This is a genomic window from Euhalothece natronophila Z-M001 (assembly GCF_007904085.1).
Taxonomy (GTDB): domain Bacteria; phylum Cyanobacteriota; class Cyanobacteriia; order Cyanobacteriales; family Rubidibacteraceae; genus Halothece; species Halothece natronophila.
The window spans coordinates 2,604,955-2,627,041 of the sequence record NZ_CP042326.1 but is presented as its reverse complement, the minus strand read 5'-3'; the positions used below and the strand labels follow the sequence as shown (position 1 = coordinate 2,627,041).

Genomic DNA, 22,087 nt, shown 5'->3' with positions numbered 1-22,087 from the left:
ATTATTAGTGACTTATCATGGATAGAGCGAACAGAAAACTCGTCAGTGTTTCTAGTAATTCAACTCTAATCTGTGCTTCGTAATCACCGCTATGTTCATCAATCCCTTCGGAGGTAACAAAACAATTGTGAAACGAATAATTGCAACCCTACTGTCTATTTTAATCACTTGGCAAGGATGGGGACTTAATCCAGCGCAAGCTGTGGGTAATCCTACAGATATTCAGCCTTATTTAGAACGAGTCAAAGATCGCGTAACGGAATATGAACTAGATAATGGCATGACATTTGTAATTCTTCCAGACTCAGAAGCCCCAGTTATTTCCTTTGTCACTTATGTTGATGTGGGAAGTGCTAATGAGGAAAACACCAAAACGGGAGTTGCCCATTTTCTAGAACATTTAGCCTTCAAAGGAACTAGTAAAATCGGAACGACCAATTATGAGGAAGAACAAGAGGTTCTCCAAGAGTTAGATCAGGTTCATCAGCAATTGCAAACAGCTCAAAATGAGGGGGATGAAGAAAAAATTGCTGAGTTAGAAGCCTCACTCGAAGAATTAAAAGCTGAAGCAGAACAATATGTCAAGCCCAATGAATTTGGTCAAATTGTTCAACGAGAAGGAGGAGTGGGCTTAAATGCTGCCACTGCTGCGGATTATACGGTTTATTTTTCTCGGTTTCCAGCGAATAAGTTAGAACTCTGGATGTCTTTGGAGTCAGAACGATTTTTAGACCCTGTTTTTAGAGACTTTTTTAGTGAACAACAAGTAGTTTTAGAAGAAAGACGAGTACGAACTGATAATTCTCCTGTTGGTAAAATGGTAGAGAATTTTTTAGGTACAGCCTTTACCACTCACCCTTATCAACATCCAGTGATTGGTTACGAAGAAGATATCCGCAGTACCACCCGTCAAGATATTCAAGATTTTTTTGATCTTTACTATGTTCCGCAAAAATTAACGATCGCGATCGTAGGTGATGTTGATCCTGAAGAAGTAAAAGAATTAGCAGATGTTTATTTTGGTCGCTTTCCCAGTCGCCCATCTCCTCCAGAAGTAACCACTGAAGAGCCGCCGCAAACAGAAGTACGGGAAGTTGATGTTACGCTACCTTCGCAACCTTGGTATTTTGAAGGATATCACCGCCCTGCCATTGATCATGAGGATCATGTGGTTTATGAAGTAATTGGTCGCCTTTTAAGTGCAGGTCGAACTTCCCGATTGTATCAGTCTTTAGTTGAAGAAAAACAGGTCGCTCTTTCGGCTCAGGGTTTAAGCAGTTTTCCAGGTAATAAGTTTCCTAATTTAGTCTTATTTTATGCCTTAACTGCCCCTAATACGAGCTTAGAGGAAGTGTCTGAAGCATTAACAGTTGAAATTGAAAAATTAAAAACTGAATTGGTTTCAGAAGAAGAATTGGAGCGCGTGAAAACACAATTACAGGCAAATTTATTACGCGATTTAGATTCTAATCAAGGAATGGCAAGACAGCTAGCAGAATATGAAGGGAAAACAGGAGATTGGGAAAATCTTTTTGCTGAATTAGAAGCCATTGCTAACGTTACCGTTGAAGATATCCAGCGAGTTGCTGAAGATACGTTTACCGAAAATAATCGCACCATTGGACGGATTTTATCAGAAAATAACTAATATGACGAAGGAAAAAATGAAACAATTAAAATGGTTAATGATAGCAATTTTTGTCTCACTATTTGTCATTATTTGCAATAGTGATTTGTTTGCTAATGCTGCCTCAAAAGAGCCAAAACACTACACAGACTTAGAATTTTCACCGCCACCAGAGATAAGATTACCTGATTATACGACCACTCAACTAGATAATGGTTTAACCCTTTATTTAATTGAAGATCATGACTTTCCCCTCGTAACAGGAACAGCGATTTTTCGGACTGGATCGCGCTTAGAACCAGCCGATAAAGTGGGACTAGCTTCACTCACTGGGAGTTTAATGCGTCAGGGTGGTACAGAAAATTATTCTCCTAATGAGTTAAATCAAATATTAGAGCAACGGGCAGCTTCTATTGAAACTTCCATTAATACCACTTCAGGAAGTGCAGAATTTGATTGTTTAACGGGAGATTTAGACCAAGTCTTTGATTTATTTGCTGAGGTAATTAAAAGCCCTGCTTTTGATGAGCAACAATTTGCTTTAGCCAAACAACAAGCAGAAGGGAGAATTTCCCGACGAGATGATGATCCCGGAGATGTTGCAGATCGAGAATTTAAAAAATTAGTTTATGGGGAAGACAGTCCCTATGCTCGCACAGAGGAGTATGAAACCTTAGATAATATTTCCCGTGAAGATGTGATCGCCTTTTATGAAAGCTATTTTCGCCCAGAAGAGATGATTTTAGGGATTGTGGGAGATTTTGACAGTGAGGAAATGCGCGATCGCGCTCAAGAAGCCTTTGGTAATTGGGAAGTTACGACTCCCACCCCTAACTATGAACTTGCAGACGTAGAACAAGCAACCACTGGCGGCGTTCATCTGGTAGAAAAACCGCAATTAAGCCAATCTTATGTGGAAATGGGACATTTGGCTGGCACTTTAGATAACCCCGACTATCCCACTCTCAGAGTCATAAATGGTGCATTAAATGGCTTTGGTGGCACGTTATATAATGAAGTCCGATCGCGCCAAGGATTAGCTTATTCTGTTTATGGCGTTTGGCGAGCGAATTACGACTACCCAGGTTATTTTGTTGCAGGGGGGCAAACCAGTTCTGAAACCACCGTTCCCTTTATTCAATCCATCCAAAATGAAATTACCAAAGTTCAAGAGGATCTCCTATCTGAGGATCAGTTAGCGTATGCCAAAGAGTCTATTCTCAATTCCTTTATCTTTAACTTTGAGAGTAACGAGCAAACCCTCTCTCGGCTAATGCGCTATAACTACTATGACTATCCTGATGACTTTATTTTCCAACTTCAAGAAGGCATCAGAGAAACCAGCAAAGAAGATGTGCAACGAGTGGCTCAAACTTACTTAAAACCAGAGGAAATGACGACTTTAATTGTCGGAAATCCTGATGGAATTGATCCCTCTCTAGAAGAGTTAGGACAGCCGGTAACTCACAAGTCAATCAATTAAACAACACTTGCAGTAGTTGAGCAACGGTCATCCGCAGGCTCCTAAATTCAGTTTGGGAGTACGGATGAGTTGTCTCAGTCTGCTCTAATTTGTTAAGTTTAGGAAAGTTTTAAGAATTATTACGAGGTGTTTCTTGTTACAATGTAGGAATACCCTTTTACTGGTGGTGATAATTAGGTAATTATAGTAGTGGCTCTTGTTGTGCAAGCTATAGTTACTTAACCTTCACTACCTCCTCTCATCGGCATAACTTCTAAGACGTTTCTGCAATTACCGTGACTACCTCAACTGACTCTTCTCCAAAAAGCGCAGCCATTGAACAAGCCGAAATTACAGGCAGCATCAACCGCCAAATGATCGCGATCCTGGATTTTGGCTCGCAATATTCAGAATTAATCGCTCGTCGTATCCGCGAGACACAAGTTTATTCGGAAGTTCTTCCTTATCGCACCACTGCCGAACAACTGCAACACCTAAACCCCCATGGCATTATTCTCTCTGGGGGCCCGAGTTCCGTTTATGATGAAGGCGCACCCACGATTGATCCCAAAATCTGGGAATTAGGCATTCCTGTAATTGGGGTTTGCTATGGGATGCAGGTGATGGTTCAACAACTGGGAGGAACTGTCAAACGTGCTGAAAGAGCCGAATATGGAAAAGCATCTCTCCATATTGATAACGAAGAGATTTTATTTCCGGGGGTAGAAGATGGGGCAACGATGTGGATGAGTCATGGTGACTCTTGTTTGGAACTTCCAGAGGGATTTGAAATTTTAGCCCATACGGATAATACCCCCTGTGCCGCGATCGCGAATCCTGAGAAAAAACAGTACGGGGTGCAATTTCACCCAGAAGTTGTCCATTCCGTTGGCGGAGCAGTTTTGATCCGAAACTTTGTCTATAAAGTTTGTCAATGTGAACCCAGTTGGACTCCAGAAGCCTTTGTAGAAGAAGCAGTCCGAGAAGTGAGAGGACGAGTAGGAGATAAACGGGTTTTACTGGCTCTCTCTGGTGGGGTCGATTCTTCCACCCTTGCTTTTCTCCTGCATAAAGCCATTGGGGATCAATTAGTTTGTATGTTTATTGATCAAGGTTTCATGCGGAAAGGGGAACCAGAACGCCTGATTGAAATTTTTAAGGATCGTTTTCATATCCCTGTTGAATATGTGAATGCGCGCGATCGGTTTTTAGCCCAATTAGAAGGAGTAAGTGATCCTGAAGAAAAGCGTCGCCGTATCGGAGGCGAATTTATTCAAGTTTTTGAAGAAAAATCTCGTGAATTGGGGCCATTTGACTATCTTGCCCAAGGAACCCTCTATCCAGATGTCATTGAGTCCGCTGATACTAATATTGACCCTAAAACTGGAGAACGAGTTGCCGTTAAAATTAAAAGTCATCACAATGTAGGCGGTTTACCAGAAGACTTACGCTTTAAGCTAGTAGAACCCCTACGAAAACTGTTTAAGGATGAAGTTCGTAAAGTAGGACGTTCTCTGGGCTTACCAGAAGAAATTATCCAACGGCATCCCTTCCCAGGTCCGGGATTAGCGATTCGCATTATTGGGGAGGTCACTGCTGAACGATTAAATATTCTTCGTGATGCAGACTTTGTGGTGCGAGATGAAATTAAAAAGCAAAAATGCTATCAAGATTTCTGGCAAGCCTTTGCGGTTCTACTTCCCATTCGCAGTGTTGGGGTGATGGGAGATAAACGAACTTATGCCCATCCTGTGGTTTTACGGTTAATTTCCAGTGAAGATGGCATGACTGCCGATTGGTCACGAGTTCCTTATGACTTATTAGAAAGTATTTCTAATCGCATTGTGAATGAGGTAAAAGGGGTGAATCGTGTGGTTTATGATGTCACTTCTAAGCCCCCCGGTACGATTGAGTGGGAATAGTTTAAGTTTGTGGCAAAATGATGAAAAATAGAGTTAAATAGGAGCCATAGTGCTATGGAAGGCAAAAAAATCTTAATGCTAGTGGGTGACTTTGTCGAAGATTACGAAGTGATGGTGCCTTTCCAAACTCTACAAACTGTTGGTCATACGGTTCATGCGGTTTGCCCCGATAAAAAAGCAGAAGAGAATGTGAAAACGGCAGTTCACGATTTTGAAGGAGATCAAACCTATACTGAAAAACCAGGTCACCATTTTACCCTTAATGCCAACTTTGATGACATTAATCCTAACGATTACGATGCGTTAGTTATTCCTGGAGGGCGTGCCCCAGAATATATCCGTCTAAATGAGCGTGTTTTAGAAATCACTCGTCACTTTGACCAAGCGAATAAACCCATTGCTACTCTATGCCATGGGCTATTAGTGCTAACTGCTGCTGGGGTACTGCAAGGAAAACGTTGCACCGCTTATCCCGCTTGTGGTCCAGATGTTAAGCAAGCAGGGGGAGAATATGTTTCTATTCCTGTGGAAGAAGCAATGGTGGATGGTAACTTAGTCACTGCACCCGCTTGGCCAGCGCATCCCCAGTGGCTGAAAAAGTTTTTAGAGGTACTAGGCACGAAAGTAGAACACAGTGAACGGACTGCGGTTGGTGTAAGCTAATTGCTATTCATGAGGGGCTGTTATCTGGGGTCTCCCCAGATGTGCGGAATGCACTAGGTGCATTCCAACTTGAATTCGATTCAAGTTGGGTCGGAGGTTTATACGCCCCGTCTACCGACTAAATTAAAATTGACGAGTGACCCTGCGCCGTCGTACGGCGCAAAGGAACGCGCGAGTTGTAGTCGTAGGATTCTCAGCCCTTCTGCTAAAATAATTAACGACAATAAGGGTGAGGGAAACAAGAAGATATTAAGACAGCATGGAATATGAGCAGTTAATTTTTTCTAGCCATGCGATTAAGCAAATGTTTTCTCGGAAAATTAGCAAAGCTGAAGTAAAAACAGTTCTTTCAGCAGGGGAAGTAATTAGAGCATATCTTGATGACTCTCCTTATCCAAGTTACTTATTTTTAGGTTTCGTTTCTGATCATCCCATTCATGTGGTGGTGGGCTTCGACTTTAAAACAAGAAGAGCTTACATTATTACAACTTATCAACCCAATTCTGAACTCTGGGAATTAGATTATAAGAGGAGAAAGAAAACATGAAATGTTCAATTTGCCAGCAAGGAGAAATTAAGCAGGGTAAAGTGACAGTTCCTTTAGAAAGGGAGGGAGTTATTTTAATTTTTAAAAATGTCCCTGCTGAAGTCTGTGAAAATTGTGGTGAGTATTACTTAAGTGAGCAGACAACTGATTTATTGTTAGAACAGGCAGAAAACGCGATCGCGCACGGAACACAGTTAGAAGTTCGACAATTTGCAGCCTAACTTTTGCTCATTGTACTCATCCCAAAACCCGTTGGCGTAGCATAGGCGGTAGCCTAATCGCGCTACTTCCCCATCTCCAAAACCGATCGCGCTTTCCCCTTCATCCAAACCCCGATCGCAAGTGGCTAAGGATAAGCTTTAAAACTATTCACGAATTTGCTTTAGCAGAATTTCATTAATAATCGTTTGATAACCAATTCCTCTCCTGCTTGCTTCTTCTTTTGCCCAAGCCAGCACTTTCGGGTGGATTCTAATCGAAATTGGCTCATATTTTTCTTCTTGATTTTTAGGGGGTCGTCCTCTATTTTTTAAGTTAATTCCAAATTGAGATGAAATTGCTTCTTTAAATTGTTCGTGTTCTTGTGAAGTAACTCGTCTTGCTCTTTCAAAGGGGAATTCAGATTCCTTGTTCATATTGCTTTCGCTCAGTTCTACTTGCTTTCCTTGCACTTATAATCCTAATTTTTTCATCACGAATTGTAAATACAACAACAATTAGTGAACCGTTCTCTGTTTCTCCAATTGCCCATTCTCTTTCTTCTTTTTGAGAGTGCTGAGAGTCTTCGGTAAATAACAGATAAGGATCAGCAAAAATTGTTACTGCTTCTAAGAAGGTAATACCATGCTTAACAACATTGGATTTCGCTTTGTTCTCATCCCATTCAAACTTCATTTCTAGTATATACCGAAAATCAATTCTTTGTTATTGTACAAGGATTTACCAATTTGCAACAGCTCACTTAATCTTTTGACGTTATTCTCGATCGCGCTACTCCCTCCCTCACCCTAAACACCGATTAGGCTCCGCCTATGCTTCGCAAACGCGCTTTCCCCCTCCTTCCAAGTAGCGATTAACTTCATTATGACTAAAGGTGTGATAACCTAAAACGATAATTAACTGCTACTAAATCCAAGAAGTTGAAGACAGACAGCCTTTTTTACCGATTATTCCAAATACGACCGCAATTATTTTTTGAACTTCTTTCTGGTTCATCTCAAGCTGATTGCAATTATCAGTTTACCTCGGTAGAAGTTAAGCAATTAGCGTTTCGCATTGACGGTATCTTTTTTCCTAGCAGTGGCAACAAAAAAGACCCATTTTATGTGGTAGAAGTGCAGTTCCAACCTGATGAGCAACTTTATTCTCGCATTTTTTCTGAACTTTTTCTATATATCAAACAATATCAGCCTGTGCATCCTTGGCAAGTAGTAGTGATTTATCCGACTCGCACTATAGAAAGAAATAGTGAACCTCATTTCCAACCGTTGTTAAATTTGGAGCAAGTGAGGCGAATTTATCTTGATGAATTAGAGGAAGGAGAAAATTGTCCTTTGGGAGTGCGCTTAGTGAAATTAATTACTTCAAAAGAAACGGAAGTTTCACAACAAGCGCAAAGGCTATTAGAGTCAGTTTCTAGAGAAGTAAAGGAGACAAAACTCAGAAATGATATTATAGACTTAATCGAGAGTATTATGGTTTATAAGTTTCCAAAAATGAGTCGGAAGGAGATTGCTGCCATGTTAGGGGTTGATGATTTAAAACAGACAAGATTTTATCAAGAAGTGTTTACGGAAGGGAAACAGGAAGGGAAACTAGAAGGGAAACAGGAAGGAAAACTAGAAGGGAAACAGGAAGGGAAGCTAGAGGCAGTATCAAGAATGCTAGACTCTGGTGTTGAGTTAAATACGATCGCGCAGTGGTTGGATTTACCTCTAGAGATGGTAAAAAAGGAGGCTAACAAGAAAAAACAATCTTAACCCGATTGCCGTAGGCAAGTAGCTTCGCTACATCGCGCTCCTCATCTCATCCCAAAACCCGATCGCGCTTCCTTCCCCATCCCCCAAAAATAGCGATCGCGCTACTCCCTTCATCATCCAAAATCCCGATCGCGCTTCCCCCTTCATCCAAACCCCGATCGCGCTTTCCTTCTCATCCCAAACCCCGTTTGCGTAGCATAGGCGATAGCCTAATCGCGCTTCCCTCCTCATCCCAAAACAGCGATTATTATCAAGTGATCATCTTTTTGCGGATTCAGGTAACGAGGTTGACGCTCTCCCACTAAATCAGAGATTATAGTGGGAGATTCTTGCTTCTAACTACTAGAAACTAGGTTTCCAGCAGACGAGTCCGCTTGCCCCAATTGTTCGGAAACAACTGAAGTAGAGGCGGGTCTCTCCACAAGCGTTTCCCCCTCTTACATCTCCCCCACTGGGGGAGAAAGAGAGGGGGCCGTTCCAGTCCGCCCGACTGTACGGAGTCCTTCTCTCAGAATGTTAATCGCGGCATTTTCATCTCTATCCAATTTAGTCCCACACTGACAAGCATGGGTTCTAGTTGATAGAGACTTTTTCACAATTCGACCACAGTTAGAGCATTCTTGAGAAGTGTAGTGAGGAGGAACAGCCACCGCTACTTTCCCAAACTTTTGTGCAAAATACTCTAACCAGACTCGGAATTGATACCAGCCTACATCTGAGATTGACTTAGCGAGACAGTGGTTCTTAACCATGTTAGACACACTTAAGTTTTCATAGGCGATGAGGTCGTTAGACTTCACTACGCAACGCGCCAGTCTCAGTTAAACTCAGCAGGGAAGTCGCCCTCCCTACTGGTCTTCAGAACGAAGCATGAAAGTTTCCCTTCACTTCGCTCCTCTCTAAGACAACCTATTGTCATTAGGCACATCCCTCGTAACTACCATCATTACGAGATTTTACATCATGGCAGTGTCGATGGAGAAGTTGTTTATTGCTTAGGGTGTTCTTACCCTTTTTACTACGAGGCGTTATATGGTCAACCTCCCACAAGTCTCCATCTTGGAAGTGTAGTCCGCAAATTGCACACTTTCCTTTTTGGGTTTTAAGAAGTTTTGCAACTTCAACCTTTACGTCAGGATATGAACCCATTTTGGAACTCCAATAACGCCAGTCCCCATTGAACGGTGAAGCATCTCCTTTCACTTTCACGTAATCTTTATGTGGTGTCCAGCTATGCTTTTCTAGGTAGAGTCCATCTGTTAACGAGAAGACCCATTTATCTTTCCTACCTTCAACAGCTTGTCTCCAGTATTTCTTAGTTACCCATTCCCAGTCTTTATTGGGGTGTCGGCGTTTTGCCCATCGACGAAGTTTTGACCATATTTTATAGTCTAGGTCTGTAAAGGTTTCAAAACTACAGCAGGCTGAGTAATAATTAGACCATCCTTTGATGATAGGATTTAATTCTTTAATTAAATCTATCTGTTTTGATGCTTGATGACGGTCGATGGTATCAGCCAGCTTTTGATAATGTAGCTTCACCTTTTCGTCCGAGGGCTTGATTATTGTCATTAAATTAGATTTTTTCTTGCCATGCTGATGTTTTCCTACCTCATACTGTCGTATTGTGAATCCCAAAAAGTCGAAACCCACTGTATCATCTTCTACAGTTTTGGCGGTATGGCAAAGGCGTGTTTTCGATGGTTTCAGTTCACAACCAATTTTAGAGAGAAAATCCTCAATTATTACTTTATCCCTCTTTTGTCACTTTCCGAAGCAAGAAGTAAAAAATAATGAGTTCTAATCAACTCTTAAAAACCTATTTTAACTTGATGAACAGAAGAAAATAAATGCTGAAACCCCAATAATAAGTGGTCATTATTAAACATCTCTAGCCAAGGGACAACTAACCAAAATAAGAACCATGGTTCCATAACTAAACGTAGGTTATGTAAGGCATCTTTCCAGCTATTTCCCTTCCTCCAATTGGGATGTTGAGGAGAATTATTACTTGTTGATGGTTGTGTCTTATCATCACTGTCTTCATCTTGCTCAAAAGAGCTAAAACCTGGCGTTTGTAAGCTCACCATTAAATAAACACAGTAAATGATTTCCCACCACTTCTCGATCTCAGAAAACTTGGTGAAACGATAATCTTTCCAACCCAATTCTTGCTTACATTGGCGAAATCCATATTCCACCCAAGTTCTTAAACCGTAAAGGTCTCCTAGTTTTTTCTTGACCTTCCCTTGAAGATTGGTCATAACAAAAGAGGTCCCATTACTGGGCAAAGTTTCTGGGTCAGTGGTGAGATCCCAATAAGTGATTTTTCGTCTCTTGCCATAAACAATTTCTCGAATGTATCTGGTTTCGGAACTGTTATCACTAAAGGTGCGAGTAAATTGACACCATTTATTGGCTCTTACCCTTTGTCCTGGGGGCAGTAGGACACTATGATTACTTCTAATTGCTACTACATAGGAGAGCTGATAGTGAGTTAAAGTATTGATGAAATTGCTACTTTCTCCATACAAGCTATCTGCTAAAACTAGGTCAATGTTAAAGCCAAAATCAATTAACTCTTGAATCAGTTCTATGGCTAATTCAATCTTGGTTTGGTATTTATCCCCTGGTTTGAGAGTTCCTTTGGGCTTAAATACCTTAAACTTTAAGGGGAAAGTGATATCTTGATACACTCCATAAGCATTGACCGAGACGATTCCTTGGTCAATTTTGCCCAAACTTCCTAAGTATTGTCTAGCGACATAATCGGTACGATTTCCCTTCTTTCTATCTCCAGTTTCATCAATAATGACGGTGATTGCTTTTCCCTTTAAGGCTTCTTTAGTTTTTTGTAATCTTCTTTCTCTTAATTGTTCTACTGACCAAGGTGAGTTAGCAAGGAAGTGATGTAGAGATTGTGCAGAAGTAATCCCGACGACTTTGGCAATTTCTGGTAGAGATTTTCGTTTAATCGGTGCGATGAGTCCTAAATGTAAAAATTTAAAGCATTCATAATTTCTCACATCTTGAAACAGGTCTTGATAGTAACCACAATAGTTGTCTACGATCGCGCTAGTAGGTTCTGGGTCTCGCGGTAGGTGTTGACGAATCTGTAAAGCTACATCCATCATGAGCAGTCGCTTCCCTCTTTATTCTTACTTTTCCTTTCTTATCATTTTATCTCGGAAAATGACAAAAGAGGGTTATATGAAATGGAACTGTGTATGCTACAAATAGAGGGAGAGATTGTTAGTAATCGAGATTAGCTATGGCAGGTGTCATTAAAATTGAGATTGCCGAGTCAGCTCAAGAGCTTAAAAAACAGCTCAACTTCTCCCAAAACAGTGAAGTCAAAGAACGAATCCAAGTCTTGTATTGGCTGAAAACGAACCAAGTCAGAAGTACCGGCGCGCTCGCCTCCCTAATCGGAAAACACCGAACGACAGTATCAAGATGGCTCAGTAAATATCGCAAAGGAGGTCTCAAAGGTCTTTTAGAAGTTAAGAAAAGTCCTGGGCGAGTCCCTAAAATCACGCCATCAGTAGAAAAAAAATTAATCCAAGAACTAGAAGATCCAGAAGGATTTTCTAGTTATAAGGAAATTCAAACATGGCTTCAGTTAATTCAAGATATTGATATTAGTTATAGTGCTGTTCATAAACGAGTCCGCTATGGTTTAGAAGGAAAACTGAAAGTGCCACGTCCAGTTCATAGCAAACAGGAATTGGGAGCACCGGAAGCTTTTAAAAAAAACTAAGTGAAATTGTTACAACCCAACTAGAAGCTAATTCAGAAAAGGTTAAACGATATCAAAACATTAGATATTGGTGCCAAGATGAATCTCGAATCGGGTTAATCACACTTCACGATACAAAAATTACAGGTAAAGGAATTCAACCGACAGGAAAAAAACAGTGGAAGTTTGATTATTTATGGTTGTACGGTTTAGTGGAACCGAGAACGGGAGAGAATTTTTTCAGAGAATTTTCTCATCTTGATGGTCTTTGCTTTGAGCAGTATTTAAGCTGGTTTGCTCAAGAATATCCTGACGATTTACACTTAATACAAGTTGATAACAGTCGTTGCCATACTTGGTTAGAGTTACAACTTCCTGATAATGTCATTTTAATTTTCCAACCACCTTATTCCCCAGAAGTTAATCCCATTGAACGATTATGGCAAGAAATTAAGAAACCTTTGAAATGGGAATTCTTTCCCGATTTAGATGATTTAAGAAAGCGACTTTCCAAAATCTTATCAAAATTAAGTTCTCAAGTGATTACTCAGATCACTGGATGGGACTTTATTCTCAATGCTTTATCTGTAGCAAACATTTAGATATTTCATATTACATTCCTCCATAATTTCCCGATTCCAGTGCATTAACACAAAATCATCTGCGTATCTTACAAAGTCAAGGGTTCTCAATTTGTCCCGTTTACCTTTTATCCCCACCTTTTCGGGAGGTTGGTTGACAATGTATTCCCTGACTGCGGTTTCTAGCCCATGAAGGGCTATGAAGGGCTATATTTGCTAATAACGGAGAAATGACCCCGCCTTGTGGAGTCCCCTCTTCTGTGGGGAATAACGACCCACCATCCACGACCCCTGCTTTTAACCACGCTCTGATTTGACGAGCGAAGGTCGGAGATGTATTCAATTTTTGTAGTAAGTAATCATGGTTGATACGGTCGAAACATTTGGATGTATCTGCATCTAGGACGTATTTGCCCTTAATCCTTAATCCATTCCATATTGTTTCTATGGCATCGTGACAAGCCCGTCCTTTTCTGAATCCATAAGAGTTAGGTTCAAACTTTGCTTCCCATTCTGGCTCTAGAGCCATTTTTAGTACAGCTTGCTTTGCCCGTTCATAAAGAGTCGGAATCCCTAATCCGCGTTTAGAACCATCGGGCTTTGGTATCCACACTCTTCGAGCAGGCTTTGATTTATTTGCAAATTGAAGTGAACCAGCCAAGGTCAACCTTTCGGGAGGGGTTAACGATTTAACACCATCCACACCAGCCGTTCTTTTTCCTTGGTTGTCCTGCGATACGGTTCTCACTGCGAACAGCTTTGCGTAAAAGGACTTTGACAACAATCTTTGGAGTTTACGAACCTTTTTGACATCACCACATTGGGACGCTTGATAGATGCGCTTTTGGAGCTTAAAAACTTTGACTTCAACTTTCTTCCAGTTTATATTCCGCCATAACCACGTCTGGTCATTCATTCGGAAGGTTAAGAAGGAAAGCCAAAACCATCGTCTATATTTAGTAACTAGCCCAGAGGACTGTCTCATAACTTATCAACTCTACTGAGTACCTCTATCTTTTGTCTTACAGTGAGTTCGTCAGCATATCCCTCTTTTTATAGAGGGCGTTCGCTTCTAACTCAATCCCACCCTTCGGTATCCTGACAGATGACCCAGATTTTTGCGCCTTTGGTTTGGCTACTCAGTCTATCGACCTTGACTGAGAGATATCTGAAGGGTTAACTCGTTCCCTATTTCCTTTGTTTGTGACCTTAGACCCTTACTATCCACCGACGGTTACTTTGATGTGCGATTTAAGAACGCCAATGCTTAAATCCAACCGTTTTCACTTTTTGTGTCCTGAGTGTCAACTCCTTTCTCAGGGTAAAGATTACTATGGTTCAGGCGTAAGTTCGTCTCCTAGTCATAGTCACGTTCTAGCAGGAGGTCGTCCTAGAGTTTGGACTTATCCCACATTTAACTACCCTGCTTTATCTTCACGTAACCAACGCTTTGATAAGGGTAGCGATGTCATTCCGCACACTGGAATGATTGGACTTGGCAGATGAGCCTCACCAATAAGGAGATAGAGTTCAGACGGACTCCAAGGGGAGTTTTCGTCTGGGATGGCTCGAAAAGAGGTATGAAACCCCTGCCACTTCACCATCCAACGAGTCGCACTCCCATGTTCTTTACGTTGCCTACTTATTCTTAAATGTGCTTTCCCTAACTTCTGTCTAGCTTTTCTTCGATTAGATGATCCTTTCTGTTTCTTAGAAAGACGGCGTTGAAGCCGTTTTAATTTCTGTTCCCCCTCTCTAAAGAAACGAGGATTAGGCTCTTTATGACCATCAGAGTCAGTGTAGAAAGATTCTAAACCAACATCTAATCCTATGGTTCTTTTAGTTGGTTCTAATTGTTCTTTGACTTCTGTATTGATGAGGAATTGGCAGTAATATCCATCAGCACGACGAACTAATCGAATTCGTTTAATTTCATCAGGATGATAGAAATGGAGGTCTCTAGTTCCAACTAATTTCACCCGACCAATGCCTTTTTTGTCAGTGAAAGTTATATGCTTTCGGGTGTTTAAGTCCAGTTTCCAACCACAAGTTTTATACTCGACACTGCGGTTGTTTTTCTGGAACTGAGGATATCCTCTTGAGTGCTTCTTACATTCGGAGGAGACCTCCGAATTAAGCACTCGCTTTTTACCTTTAATCCCTTTTTTACAGTTATCGTAGAACCGACTAATTGCAGACCAAGCCCGTTCAGCAGCGGACTGTCTAGCCATAGAGTTTAGTTCTTTAGCCCAAGGAAACTCCTCTGCTAATTGTTTACAGAGCTTATTCAAAGCGTATTTATTAACGCCTTGATTATCCATCCAGTAACGAATGCACTTATTTCGTACGAATTGAGTCGTCCGAATTGCTTCGTCAATGGCTTGATATTGAGTTTTTTTGGCTTTGACCTTAAACTCTAAAACAAACATCTTATGCTAAACTTTGTGGTTAAATTAATGCTAACACAAAAGATTTAAGGTTGTCCTGTCGGACTTTATTTTTTTGGGCGACGATTCATCTCCCATTAACCTGACGGTATAATGGGGCGGAGCAAAGCGTGAGCATCTTCTCATCGCATCAAGATAAAAACTAACAATATTTGTCTTTTACGCTAACATTCAGTTAAGAGTCATCAATCTAGTCAAATCACTGAAAAAATGGCAAAAGTTGAAGTAGAGCTACCAGAAACAGCATTTTCAGCCCTTCGCAAAGCACCCAATGAATTTGTCCAAGAAATGCGAGTAGCTGCTGCTGTCAAATGGTACGAATTAGGAGAAATTTCACAAGGGAAAGGTGCTGAAGTTGCTGGTTTAACAAGAGCAGATTTTATCAACGCTTTAAATCGATACAAAGTTTCTGTTTTTCAATACACTGAAGCTGAATTAACTGAGGAGTTAAATCAGTGGCAATAGCTAAAGTGGTTGTTAATGCTTCACCGTTGATCACCTTATTTAAAAGCAATCAAGCAGAACTTTTACCTCAACTGTTTCAAGAAATTGTTATTCCACAAGGCGTTTGGGACGAAATTGTTATCCCTGGACAATTAGATGATGCAGCACAGATGTTACCGAAAACGAAATGGATTAATTATAGAAAACTCGAAAGAGTTCATCGGAAGATAGAAGCATGGGATTTAGGTGTTGGAGAATCACAGGTTCTTAGCTACGCTCTCACTCACCTTGACTATACAGCAATGGTAGATGATATGGCAGCAAGAAAATGTGCAAAAACTTTTAATATTCCTACATTAGGAACAGGCGCAATGATTGTTTTAGCCAAGCGCAAAGGCTTAATTTCCTCAGTGACACCAAGATTAAAAGCCTTACAAGATTCTGGTTTATGGCTATCGGAAGAAGTGATTAGTTTGTTAAAAGCAAGAGCTGGAGAATGATCGCGCTTTCCTTCCCATCCCCAAAATCGCGCTACTCCCCCTCACCCCAAAACCCGTTTGCGAAGCATAGGCGGTAGCCTAATCGCGCTTCCTTCCCCATTCCAAACCCCGATCGCGCTTCCCCTCTCACCCCAACACCCAATCGCGCTACTCCCTCTCATTCCCAAAAAACAACGATTAGGCTTCACTTGTGCATTGAATTAACAACTTTCAAGCTTTATTTCTTGTATTTTTTGCCAGTTTTCTACGGTTTGAGAAGCGTTTAAAACTTCCACACCAATCACTATTCCTTTCTCGTTATAATCTAGAATTACACCAGGTTCAGTTTCGTCACTTTCCTCAATAGAATCATTTGACCAATGAACTCGCAAAACATCAACTTCGGCATCATATTTTATTTTCATAAGTTCCTCCAATACTTACTGATTTTGCTAGTTTTATAGACTGTAATTACTTTTACTGGTTTCGCAGTAGTGTTCAGAAAGACTCTTAGTAGATATTTCTTACCATTATTACCAGTAAATAAACCTTGATAAATTGTTAGTTTATCTTCCTCAATAATTTAACTAGGATGATTTAAAATTAACTCTAAAACTCGCAAAGGAATTTTTCGTTTCGTTAGTTCTTCTTGAGCGTGTTTAGATAAATCAAACTCCATTCTATTAATTTTATCATTTTCAGCCCTATTTTTGAAAACTGATCAGCGATCGCGCCTCCCAACTCATCCCAAACCCCGATCGCGCTTCCCCCTTCATCCCAACCCCCGTTTGCGTAGCATAGGCGGTAGCCTAATCGCGCTTTCCCACTCATTCCAAAACAGCGATTGCCGTAGGCAAGTAGCTTCGCTACATCGCGCTTCCCCCTTCATCCAAAACCCGTTTGCGTAGCATAGGCGGTAGCCTAATCGCGCCTTCCCTCTCACCCCAAAACCCGATTGCCGTAGGCAAGTCTCACACTGACATCGCGCCTTCCTCCAATTTTTAAATCAGTTAAAATAAATAGGAGAATTAAGACAAAATGGCTTTCTTGCCCTAGAAGTGTAGAAAAAAAGGAGTGAACGATGCAAGTTAAAGATTTAACAGTTCAGGAATTAAAAGAATTAATTCGAGAAGTAATAGATGAGGTTCTTGAAGAAGTATCAGTTGATTCTGATGAGGGAAAATTAATTAGACCTGAGATTCAAAAAGAGTTACAAAAAAGACAACATTCCCGTCAAACTGGAGAAAGCAAGTTAGTTAGTTCCCAAGAGGTAATGAAAGAATTGGGAATTGAATAATGGCTTATACAGTTCAATATGATACCCAAGCCGTAGCTGAATTGAAAAAGCTACCACCAAAATTAGGAAAGCGAATTATTAAGAAAATTAACTGGTTAGCAGAAAATTTTGAACAAGTTAACTTTTTTCCTTTATCTGGAAATTTATCAGGATTTTATAAATTAAGAGTGGGTGATTATCGAGTAATCTATAGTTTTGATCAAAATTCAAAAACAATTATTATTGAAAAAGTTGGACATCGTCGGGAAATTTACAAGATATAAATTCGTTGAAATAAATATCGCGCTTTCCCTCTCCTTCCAAAAACACCCGATCGCGCCTCATCCCAAAAACCCCCGATCGCGCGCCTCCTTCCCCATCTCCAAAACACTTGATCGCGCTTTCCCTCTCCTTCCAACCCCCGATCGCGCTACTCCCATCCTCAAAAACCCGTTTGCGAAGCATAGGCGGTAGCCTAATCGCGCTTCCTTCCCTATCCCAATACCCGATCGCGCTTTCCCCCTATCCCAAAAACAGCGATCGCCTGTGGCAAGTAGCTTCGCGACATCACGCTCCCCAATACTTTTCCCTACTCTTTGATAATCGATTAAACTAGATGAAAAGGCGACAAGAAACTCTCAAAAAGCCTATGTTAGACCAGAAAAACCTAGAACAACGTTTAGTAAAACTTGAGCAAACCGTTTCCGAGCTGCAACAAAAGGTAGAAAGCCAACCCTCCTCTAAAGAGGGATTGGAACAATTGATTGGTTCAATTTCTGATGAAGTAGCATTTTTGGAAGCTCTGGAGTATGGGCGTTTTTTCCGTCAGCAAGATCAGCCGAAAGAGGAAGAGAGTTAATAGTGGTGAAATATCTGCTCGATACCGATCATTTCAGTTTTTTACTAACTCGAAATGTTGCCGATTTTAATAAAATTCCTGATTTAAGGATAGAAGATTGGACAGTAGATCCTCAAATCTCCTGAATGTAACAAGATTTTTCCAAGGGGGGAGAAGGTTTTGCCAGTGTGGCTAAGTGGGAAAGTTAGTTACAGCTATAACCCGATCGCGCCTTCCCTCTCATCCCCCAACAGCGATTGCCGCAGGCAAGTAGCTTCGCTACATCGCGCCTTCCCTCTCATCCTAAACCCCGATGTGGCCAAGTCATCCCTCTACGAACATCGCGCTAAAATAGCAATTAAGTCTTAAATAATTCGGTGATGATCTCTATGTCTAATCCCAAAACAGAAAACTTGATCCCTTTTGAAATTGAAGGAGAAATGACGTACCTCAATCCAGACTCTGCCGAAGGAAAAGCCTTACAACGGATTGATTCTGTCGATCTTGATGATCCCACGCAATGGATTACTGTTGTGGAAGAAGGTCAGGAAATTGATGATGAAGCATTAGATCAATGGTTAAAAGAGCGTGGGTACAAAGTCTAAATATCAGGTTCAAGTTCATCCTGCTGTAAGAACAGAAGATATTCCTAGTTTACCTGCTCAATTGCAAAATGATTTTTCAGGGTATCAGCTAGCAATAGCTAGAGATCCTTATCAAAGGCGTGGAGTACCTAATCATGCTTTGAAAGGGAAATTAAGAGGATACCGCGCTTTAGAAATTGATTGGGAGGGTGTTGCTTATCGTCTGGTTTATCGCATTTATGAAAAGCCTTCTCCGCGACGAGTGTTAGTAATTAGTTTTGCTGAACATGATCCAGCTTATGAAAAAGCGATCTCGCGGATCAAGAATTGATCCCTTTTTTCGGAACACCCGATCGAGCTTCCTTCCCCACCCCAAAAACACCCGATCGCGCCTTCCCCTCATCCCAAAAGACCGATCGCGCCTTCCCAATCCCCAAAACACCGATCGCGCTTCCTTCTCATCTCCTATCTCCCTATCACCCCATCTCCCCATCTCCCCATCTCCTCATCTCCCCATCTCCTCATCTCCCTATCACCCCATCTCCCCACCTGAGGGGAATTTCAGGAGAATGAAACGACCCTGCTTTTGTTAAGGGGGGATCACGCTGTAATTGCGTTCAATTCTTGATACGGGTAAAATCAAGTTAATTAAACGGTTAAAATTAAATAACAACCATGACTGAGCCTGTATCTCCCTTATCAGAACCCTTATCAAAAATTCCCCAAGCTAGCTTAGGACAAGTTTTACAGGATTTAGAAAAGTGTGAAGACGCATCAGGGTTATTTGATTCTAAAAAGCGCCAACAGAAGTCGATTTTTGTTGATTCTTATGCAGTAGATGCTTATCGCTTGATAAAAATTTGCAGTTTTTTTTCAAGACTTAAGAATTGGGAATACTATCTCCAAGTAATAAAAGGTAAATATTCCCTAGATCAAGTAATTGACTATTTACTTCCGATTGGGCGAGCTAAATCCTTTGTTGATCAAATTAGGATTTCCTATAATATTTTGGCATTTTATCCAAGAGAGAAGGTTGTTTGTAAAATTTATTATCGAAGAAAAGGTAAAATTTATGCTAAAAATGAAGTAGTAGCTATCCGACAGGCAGAAAAACTAAATTTATTTCGAGTTCCTAAAATTATTGTTGATCATTCTAATGATAGTCCTATTTCAGATACGCCAGTGGTGTGGTATGAGCAAATTTCAGGGAAAACACAAAGAGCGGGAGAAAATAAAAGTATTGAGGTATTTGAAAAGTTATTATCTTGGTATGATGCTCACGGGGTGGAGTTAGAAACGCCAGCTCGTTTTATTGCCCCTTTTGCTGATTTAACAGAAGATATATTAGTCTCTCAGGGGTGGTCGAAATCAGAAGCAGAAATTATTTTAACGACAATTAATAAAATTCAAAATTGTCAGCTCTTACTTCCTGTTTCTTGGATTCATGGAGATATGGGATTATCAAATTGTTTAGTAACGGACGAAGGGGAAATCGTTATTATTGATTGGGAATGGTATGGAAAAAATTATATTTTTCTAGATTTATATTCTTTACTTTCTTATGGGGGTAATGATCCTGCTTTTAATGCAGAAATAGCAATGACTAATTTATATACCAAATGGTTTAAAGATAAGTTTCCTGAGGAAGAAAATACAATGTCTCTTGACTTACAGTTGAGGCTTCAACAGTTTATAGTAGAAAATTTACAAACTTGGGTAGGATTAAAAAATACAGACTTGCCCTTAAGATTAAAAAATCTCAAAACTCATTTACTCAATCAACAAGTAACTGAGAAAATTACTGAAGAACAAGCGCAAGAATTATTAGCAACTTATCAAGAAAAGGTCATTGCAGATGCTAAAAAAATTTGTAACGCTTTATCAGAATAATAAAATCTATAGTTATTTCAATATAGTTATGGCGAGCGATTTTATTAATCTCTCTTAGTAGTAACTCACCAAAATTAATCTAAAAAGTGATCAATTTCAAGATTTTTTGGTAATAAATTTTTCACAAATGTGATAATTAAAATGAAACGACCCTGCTTTTGTTAAGGGGGGGATCACGCTGTAATTGCGTTCAATTCCTTATACAGGTACAATCAAGTTAATTAAACGGTTAAAATTAAGTAAAAACGATGACTGAACCTGTATCTCCTTTATCAGAACCCTTATCACAAATTCCAGATGTTACCTTAGGACAAGTTTTACAAGATTTAGAAAAGTGCGAAGACGCATCAGGATTATTTGATTCTAAGAATCGCCAACAGAAGTCGATTTTTGTTGATTCTTATTTTCTTAGTAATTATCGTTGGATTAAAATTTGTAGTTTCTTTTCAAGAGTTAAGAATTGGGAATACTATCCGCAAGTAGTGAAAGGTAAATATTCTCTAGATACCGTAGTCAACCACTTACTTCCCATTGGGCAAGCTAAAGCCTTTGTTGACCAAATTAGGATTTCCTATAATATTCTGGCTTTTTATCCAGAAGAGAAGGTTATTTGTAAAATTTATTATAAACAACAAGGTAAAACTCTTGTTGAAAATGAAGTGGTAGCCATCCGACAAGCAGAAAAACTAAATTTATTTCGAGTTCCTAAAATTATTGTTGATCATTCTAATGATAGTCCTATTTCAGATACGCCAGTGGTGTGGTATGAGCAAATTATAGGAAAAAAGCCAAAAGTGGGAGAAGATAGAAGTGCTGATCTATTTGAACCGTTATTATCTTGGTATGATGCTAATGGAGTGGAGTTAGAAACGCCAGCTCGTTTTATTTCCCATTTTGCTAATTTAACAGAAGATATATTGGTCTCTCATGGATGGTCGAAATCAGAAGCTGAAATTATATTAAACACAACTAAAATGATCTATAATAGCCAATTACTCCTTCCTGTGTCTTGGATTCATGGAGATATGGGCTTAGAGAATTGTCTAATAACTGATGAAGGAGAAATCGTTATTGTTGATTGGGAATGGTCTGAGAAAAATTATATTTTTCTAGATTTATATTATTTACTTTATTATGGTGCCAATGATCCTAATAACGAATTAGGAACAAAAATGAATAATTTATATACTCAATGGTTTAGAAATCAGTTTCCTGATCGCGAAGATTTGATGCCTGTTGATTTGCAGTTATTGCTTCAAAAGTTCTTGACGCAAAAACTTGAACGTTTAGGCAAATTTAGTGTTAATAAAAACTTACCATTACAATTAACAAATCTCAAAAACTATTTGCTTAATAAAGAAGTTTCTGAAGAGAAAGCAGAAAAATGGTTAGCAAGTTATAAAGAGCAAGTAATTGAAGATGCTGAAAAAATTTGTAACGCTTTAGCAGAAGGATAACACCATTTTACTTATTAAAAATGCTATAGCAATCCTAAATTATAGTGATTCCAAATAAAAAACAGCAGCTTAAAAGTAGTGGGAGCATCTTGCTCCCTAGTAGCAGCCAAGATGGCTGCACTACGGAACTGAATTGGAACGACTATAGTTGT

At 40.0% G+C, this 22,087-nt stretch carries 30 protein-coding genes and 2 pseudogenes; 21 read left to right on the top strand and 11 right to left on the bottom strand.

The features are described from left to right. The first annotated feature begins 91 nt into the window (after positions 1-91). The 6 genes from FRE64_RS12950 to FRE64_RS12925 all read left to right on the top strand — a co-directional run bounded on the left by FRE64_RS12950 (position 92) and on the right by FRE64_RS12925 (position 6,442). Positions 92-1,648 (top strand): M16 family metallopeptidase, encoded by a 1,557-nt coding sequence (locus FRE64_RS12950; RefSeq protein WP_146296609.1) that lies wholly within the window; start codon positions 92-94, stop codon positions 1,646-1,648. A 16-nt stretch (positions 1,649-1,664) separates the two neighbouring features. Then, complete coding sequence (locus tag FRE64_RS12945) at positions 1,665-3,110, top strand: M16 family metallopeptidase (RefSeq protein WP_146296608.1); 1,446 nt, start codon at positions 1,665-1,667, stop codon at positions 3,108-3,110. 353 nt (positions 3,111-3,463) lie between these two features. Then, positions 3,464-5,011, top strand: a complete 1,548-nt coding sequence (guaA, locus tag FRE64_RS12940) for a glutamine-hydrolyzing GMP synthase (RefSeq protein ID WP_186709060.1) — start codon at positions 3,464-3,466, stop codon at positions 5,009-5,011. Between the two features lie 54 nt (positions 5,012-5,065). Further along, on the top strand, positions 5,066-5,674 hold the full coding sequence (locus FRE64_RS12935) for a DJ-1/PfpI family protein (protein WP_146296606.1): 609 nt from the start codon (positions 5,066-5,068) through the stop codon (positions 5,672-5,674). 259 nt (positions 5,675-5,933) lie between these two features. Further along, entirely contained in the window at positions 5,934-6,221 is a 288-nt protein-coding gene (locus FRE64_RS12930; RefSeq protein ID WP_146296605.1) for a DUF4258 domain-containing protein, read from the top strand. After that, positions 6,218-6,442 (top strand): type II toxin-antitoxin system MqsA family antitoxin, encoded by a 225-nt coding sequence (locus FRE64_RS12925; RefSeq protein ID WP_146296604.1) that lies wholly within the window; start codon positions 6,218-6,220, stop codon positions 6,440-6,442. The genes FRE64_RS12930 and FRE64_RS12925 overlap by 4 nt, the downstream gene beginning before the upstream one ends. A 144-nt stretch (positions 6,443-6,586) precedes the next feature. Here FRE64_RS12925 and FRE64_RS12920 read toward each other — a convergent pair whose 3' ends face one another. Together FRE64_RS12920 and FRE64_RS12915 are read right to left on the bottom strand one after the other, a co-directional pair. Then, a complete protein-coding gene (locus tag FRE64_RS12920) occupies positions 6,587-6,856 on the bottom strand; it encodes a BrnA antitoxin family protein (RefSeq protein ID WP_146296603.1) in 270 nt (89 codons plus the stop codon). Then, positions 6,840-7,115 carry a BrnT family toxin gene (locus FRE64_RS12915; RefSeq protein WP_146296602.1) on the bottom strand — a complete coding sequence of 92 codons (276 nt, stop codon included), beginning with the start codon at positions 7,113-7,115 and terminating at the stop codon, positions 6,840-6,842. The genes FRE64_RS12920 and FRE64_RS12915 overlap by 17 nt, the downstream gene beginning before the upstream one ends. A 245-nt stretch (positions 7,116-7,360) precedes the next feature. Between FRE64_RS12915 and FRE64_RS12910 the strand changes: the two genes are divergently transcribed. Beyond that, a complete protein-coding gene (locus FRE64_RS12910; RefSeq protein WP_146296601.1) occupies positions 7,361-8,200 on the top strand; it encodes an Rpn family recombination-promoting nuclease/putative transposase in 840 nt (279 codons plus the stop codon). Positions 8,201-8,227: 27 nt separating this feature from the next. On the opposite strand, the gene FRE64_RS12905 is transcribed toward FRE64_RS12910, so the two are convergent. From FRE64_RS12905 to FRE64_RS12890, 4 genes and pseudogenes are all read right to left on the bottom strand, one after another. Next, complete coding sequence (locus tag FRE64_RS12905) at positions 8,228-8,431, bottom strand: hypothetical protein (protein WP_146296600.1); 204 nt, start codon at positions 8,429-8,431, stop codon at positions 8,228-8,230. A gap of 206 nt (positions 8,432-8,637) precedes the next feature. Then, positions 8,638-9,021: pseudogene (locus tag FRE64_RS12900) on the bottom strand (RNA-guided endonuclease InsQ/TnpB family protein); the annotation flags it as partial. Positions 9,022-9,118: 97 nt separating this feature from the next. Continuing rightward, positions 9,119-9,853: a group II intron reverse transcriptase gene (locus tag FRE64_RS12895; RefSeq protein WP_246140317.1), complete on the bottom strand. Its 735-nt coding sequence runs from the start codon at positions 9,851-9,853 to the stop codon at positions 9,119-9,121. A gap of 158 nt (positions 9,854-10,011) precedes the next feature. Then, positions 10,012-11,331, bottom strand: a complete 1,320-nt coding sequence (locus tag FRE64_RS12890) for an IS701 family transposase (RefSeq protein WP_146297260.1) — start codon at positions 11,329-11,331, stop codon at positions 10,012-10,014. Between the two features lie 140 nt (positions 11,332-11,471). On the opposite strand from FRE64_RS12890, the gene FRE64_RS18325 reads away from it, so the two are divergent. After that, positions 11,472-11,960, top strand: a complete 489-nt coding sequence (locus FRE64_RS18325) for a helix-turn-helix domain-containing protein (protein ID WP_390622233.1) — start codon at positions 11,472-11,474, stop codon at positions 11,958-11,960. Positions 11,961-11,965: 5 nt separating this feature from the next. Beyond that, positions 11,966-12,541, top strand: coding sequence for an IS630 family transposase (locus FRE64_RS18320; RefSeq protein ID WP_390622272.1), 576 nt, complete (start codon positions 11,966-11,968; stop codon positions 12,539-12,541). 12 nt (positions 12,542-12,553) lie between these two features. On the opposite strand, the pseudogene FRE64_RS12880 reads toward FRE64_RS18320, so the two are convergent. Together FRE64_RS12880 and FRE64_RS12875 are read right to left on the bottom strand one after the other, a co-directional pair. Further along, a pseudogene (locus FRE64_RS12880) lies at positions 12,554-13,505 on the bottom strand (reverse transcriptase N-terminal domain-containing protein); the annotation flags it as partial. A 433-nt stretch (positions 13,506-13,938) separates the two neighbouring features. Further along, a complete protein-coding gene (locus FRE64_RS12875) occupies positions 13,939-14,949 on the bottom strand; it encodes an RNA-guided endonuclease InsQ/TnpB family protein (protein WP_146296599.1) in 1,011 nt (336 codons plus the stop codon). A 228-nt stretch (positions 14,950-15,177) separates the two neighbouring features. Here FRE64_RS12875 and FRE64_RS12870 point away from each other — a divergent pair, with 228 nt between their 5' ends. Together FRE64_RS12870 and FRE64_RS12865 are read left to right on the top strand one after the other, a co-directional pair. Further along, on the top strand, positions 15,178-15,432 hold the full coding sequence (locus FRE64_RS12870) for a UPF0175 family protein (RefSeq protein ID WP_146296598.1): 255 nt from the start codon (positions 15,178-15,180) through the stop codon (positions 15,430-15,432). After that, positions 15,423-15,911 (top strand): DUF3368 domain-containing protein, encoded by a 489-nt coding sequence (locus FRE64_RS12865; protein WP_146296597.1) that lies wholly within the window; start codon positions 15,423-15,425, stop codon positions 15,909-15,911. The genes FRE64_RS12870 and FRE64_RS12865 overlap by 10 nt, the downstream gene beginning before the upstream one ends. A gap of 41 nt (positions 15,912-15,952) precedes the next feature. Here the strand turns inward: FRE64_RS12865 and FRE64_RS17550 are convergent, their stop codons facing one another. The 3 genes from FRE64_RS17550 to FRE64_RS17545 form a co-directional block, all read right to left on the bottom strand. Continuing rightward, on the bottom strand, positions 15,953-16,099 hold the full coding sequence (locus FRE64_RS17550) for a hypothetical protein (protein WP_186708826.1): 147 nt from the start codon (positions 16,097-16,099) through the stop codon (positions 15,953-15,955). A 12-nt stretch (positions 16,100-16,111) separates the two neighbouring features. After that, positions 16,112-16,315, bottom strand: coding sequence for a DUF2283 domain-containing protein (locus FRE64_RS12860; RefSeq protein ID WP_146296596.1), 204 nt, complete (start codon positions 16,313-16,315; stop codon positions 16,112-16,114). A 214-nt stretch (positions 16,316-16,529) separates the two neighbouring features. Beyond that, a complete protein-coding gene (locus FRE64_RS17545; RefSeq protein WP_186708824.1) occupies positions 16,530-16,721 on the bottom strand; it encodes a hypothetical protein in 192 nt (63 codons plus the stop codon). A 250-nt stretch (positions 16,722-16,971) separates the two neighbouring features. Here FRE64_RS17545 and FRE64_RS12850 point away from each other — a divergent pair, with 250 nt between their 5' ends. The 10 genes from FRE64_RS12850 to FRE64_RS12805 all read left to right on the top strand — a co-directional run bounded on the left by FRE64_RS12850 (position 16,972) and on the right by FRE64_RS12805 (position 21,935). After that, on the top strand, positions 16,972-17,187 hold the full coding sequence (locus FRE64_RS12850; protein ID WP_146296595.1) for a hypothetical protein: 216 nt from the start codon (positions 16,972-16,974) through the stop codon (positions 17,185-17,187). Then, positions 17,187-17,450, top strand: a complete 264-nt coding sequence (locus FRE64_RS12845; RefSeq protein WP_146296594.1) for a type II toxin-antitoxin system RelE family toxin — start codon at positions 17,187-17,189, stop codon at positions 17,448-17,450. Before FRE64_RS12850 ends, FRE64_RS12845 begins: the two co-directional genes overlap by 1 nt. Positions 17,451-17,557: 107 nt before the next feature. Next, the gene (locus FRE64_RS12840) at positions 17,558-17,782 is read left to right on the top strand and encodes a hypothetical protein (RefSeq protein WP_146296593.1); all 225 of its coding nucleotides are present in this window, start codon (positions 17,558-17,560) and stop codon (positions 17,780-17,782) included. 33 nt (positions 17,783-17,815) lie between these two features. Continuing rightward, a complete protein-coding gene (locus tag FRE64_RS12835) occupies positions 17,816-18,025 on the top strand; it encodes a transferase hexapeptide repeat containing protein (protein WP_146297361.1) in 210 nt (69 codons plus the stop codon). A 2-nt stretch (positions 18,026-18,027) separates the two neighbouring features. Continuing rightward, on the top strand, positions 18,028-18,150 hold the full coding sequence (locus FRE64_RS18120) for a hypothetical protein (RefSeq protein WP_281286876.1): 123 nt from the start codon (positions 18,028-18,030) through the stop codon (positions 18,148-18,150). Positions 18,151-18,393: 243 nt separating this feature from the next. After that, on the top strand, positions 18,394-18,609 hold the full coding sequence (locus FRE64_RS12825) for a hypothetical protein (RefSeq protein ID WP_246140316.1): 216 nt from the start codon (positions 18,394-18,396) through the stop codon (positions 18,607-18,609). Then, positions 18,593-18,919, top strand: a complete 327-nt coding sequence (locus tag FRE64_RS12820; protein ID WP_146296591.1) for a type II toxin-antitoxin system RelE family toxin — start codon at positions 18,593-18,595, stop codon at positions 18,917-18,919. The genes FRE64_RS12825 and FRE64_RS12820 overlap by 17 nt, the downstream gene beginning before the upstream one ends. Next, the gene (locus FRE64_RS12815) at positions 18,916-19,161 is read left to right on the top strand and encodes a hypothetical protein (protein ID WP_146296590.1); all 246 of its coding nucleotides are present in this window, start codon (positions 18,916-18,918) and stop codon (positions 19,159-19,161) included. The genes FRE64_RS12820 and FRE64_RS12815 overlap by 4 nt, the downstream gene beginning before the upstream one ends. Before the next feature lie 102 nt (positions 19,162-19,263). Then, positions 19,264-20,478, top strand: a complete 1,215-nt coding sequence (locus tag FRE64_RS12810; protein ID WP_146296589.1) for a phosphotransferase — start codon at positions 19,264-19,266, stop codon at positions 20,476-20,478. A 248-nt stretch (positions 20,479-20,726) separates the two neighbouring features. Next, positions 20,727-21,935 carry a phosphotransferase gene (locus FRE64_RS12805; protein WP_146296588.1) on the top strand — a complete coding sequence of 403 codons (1,209 nt, stop codon included), beginning with the start codon at positions 20,727-20,729 and terminating at the stop codon, positions 21,933-21,935. Positions 21,936-22,087: the final 152 nt, after the last annotated feature.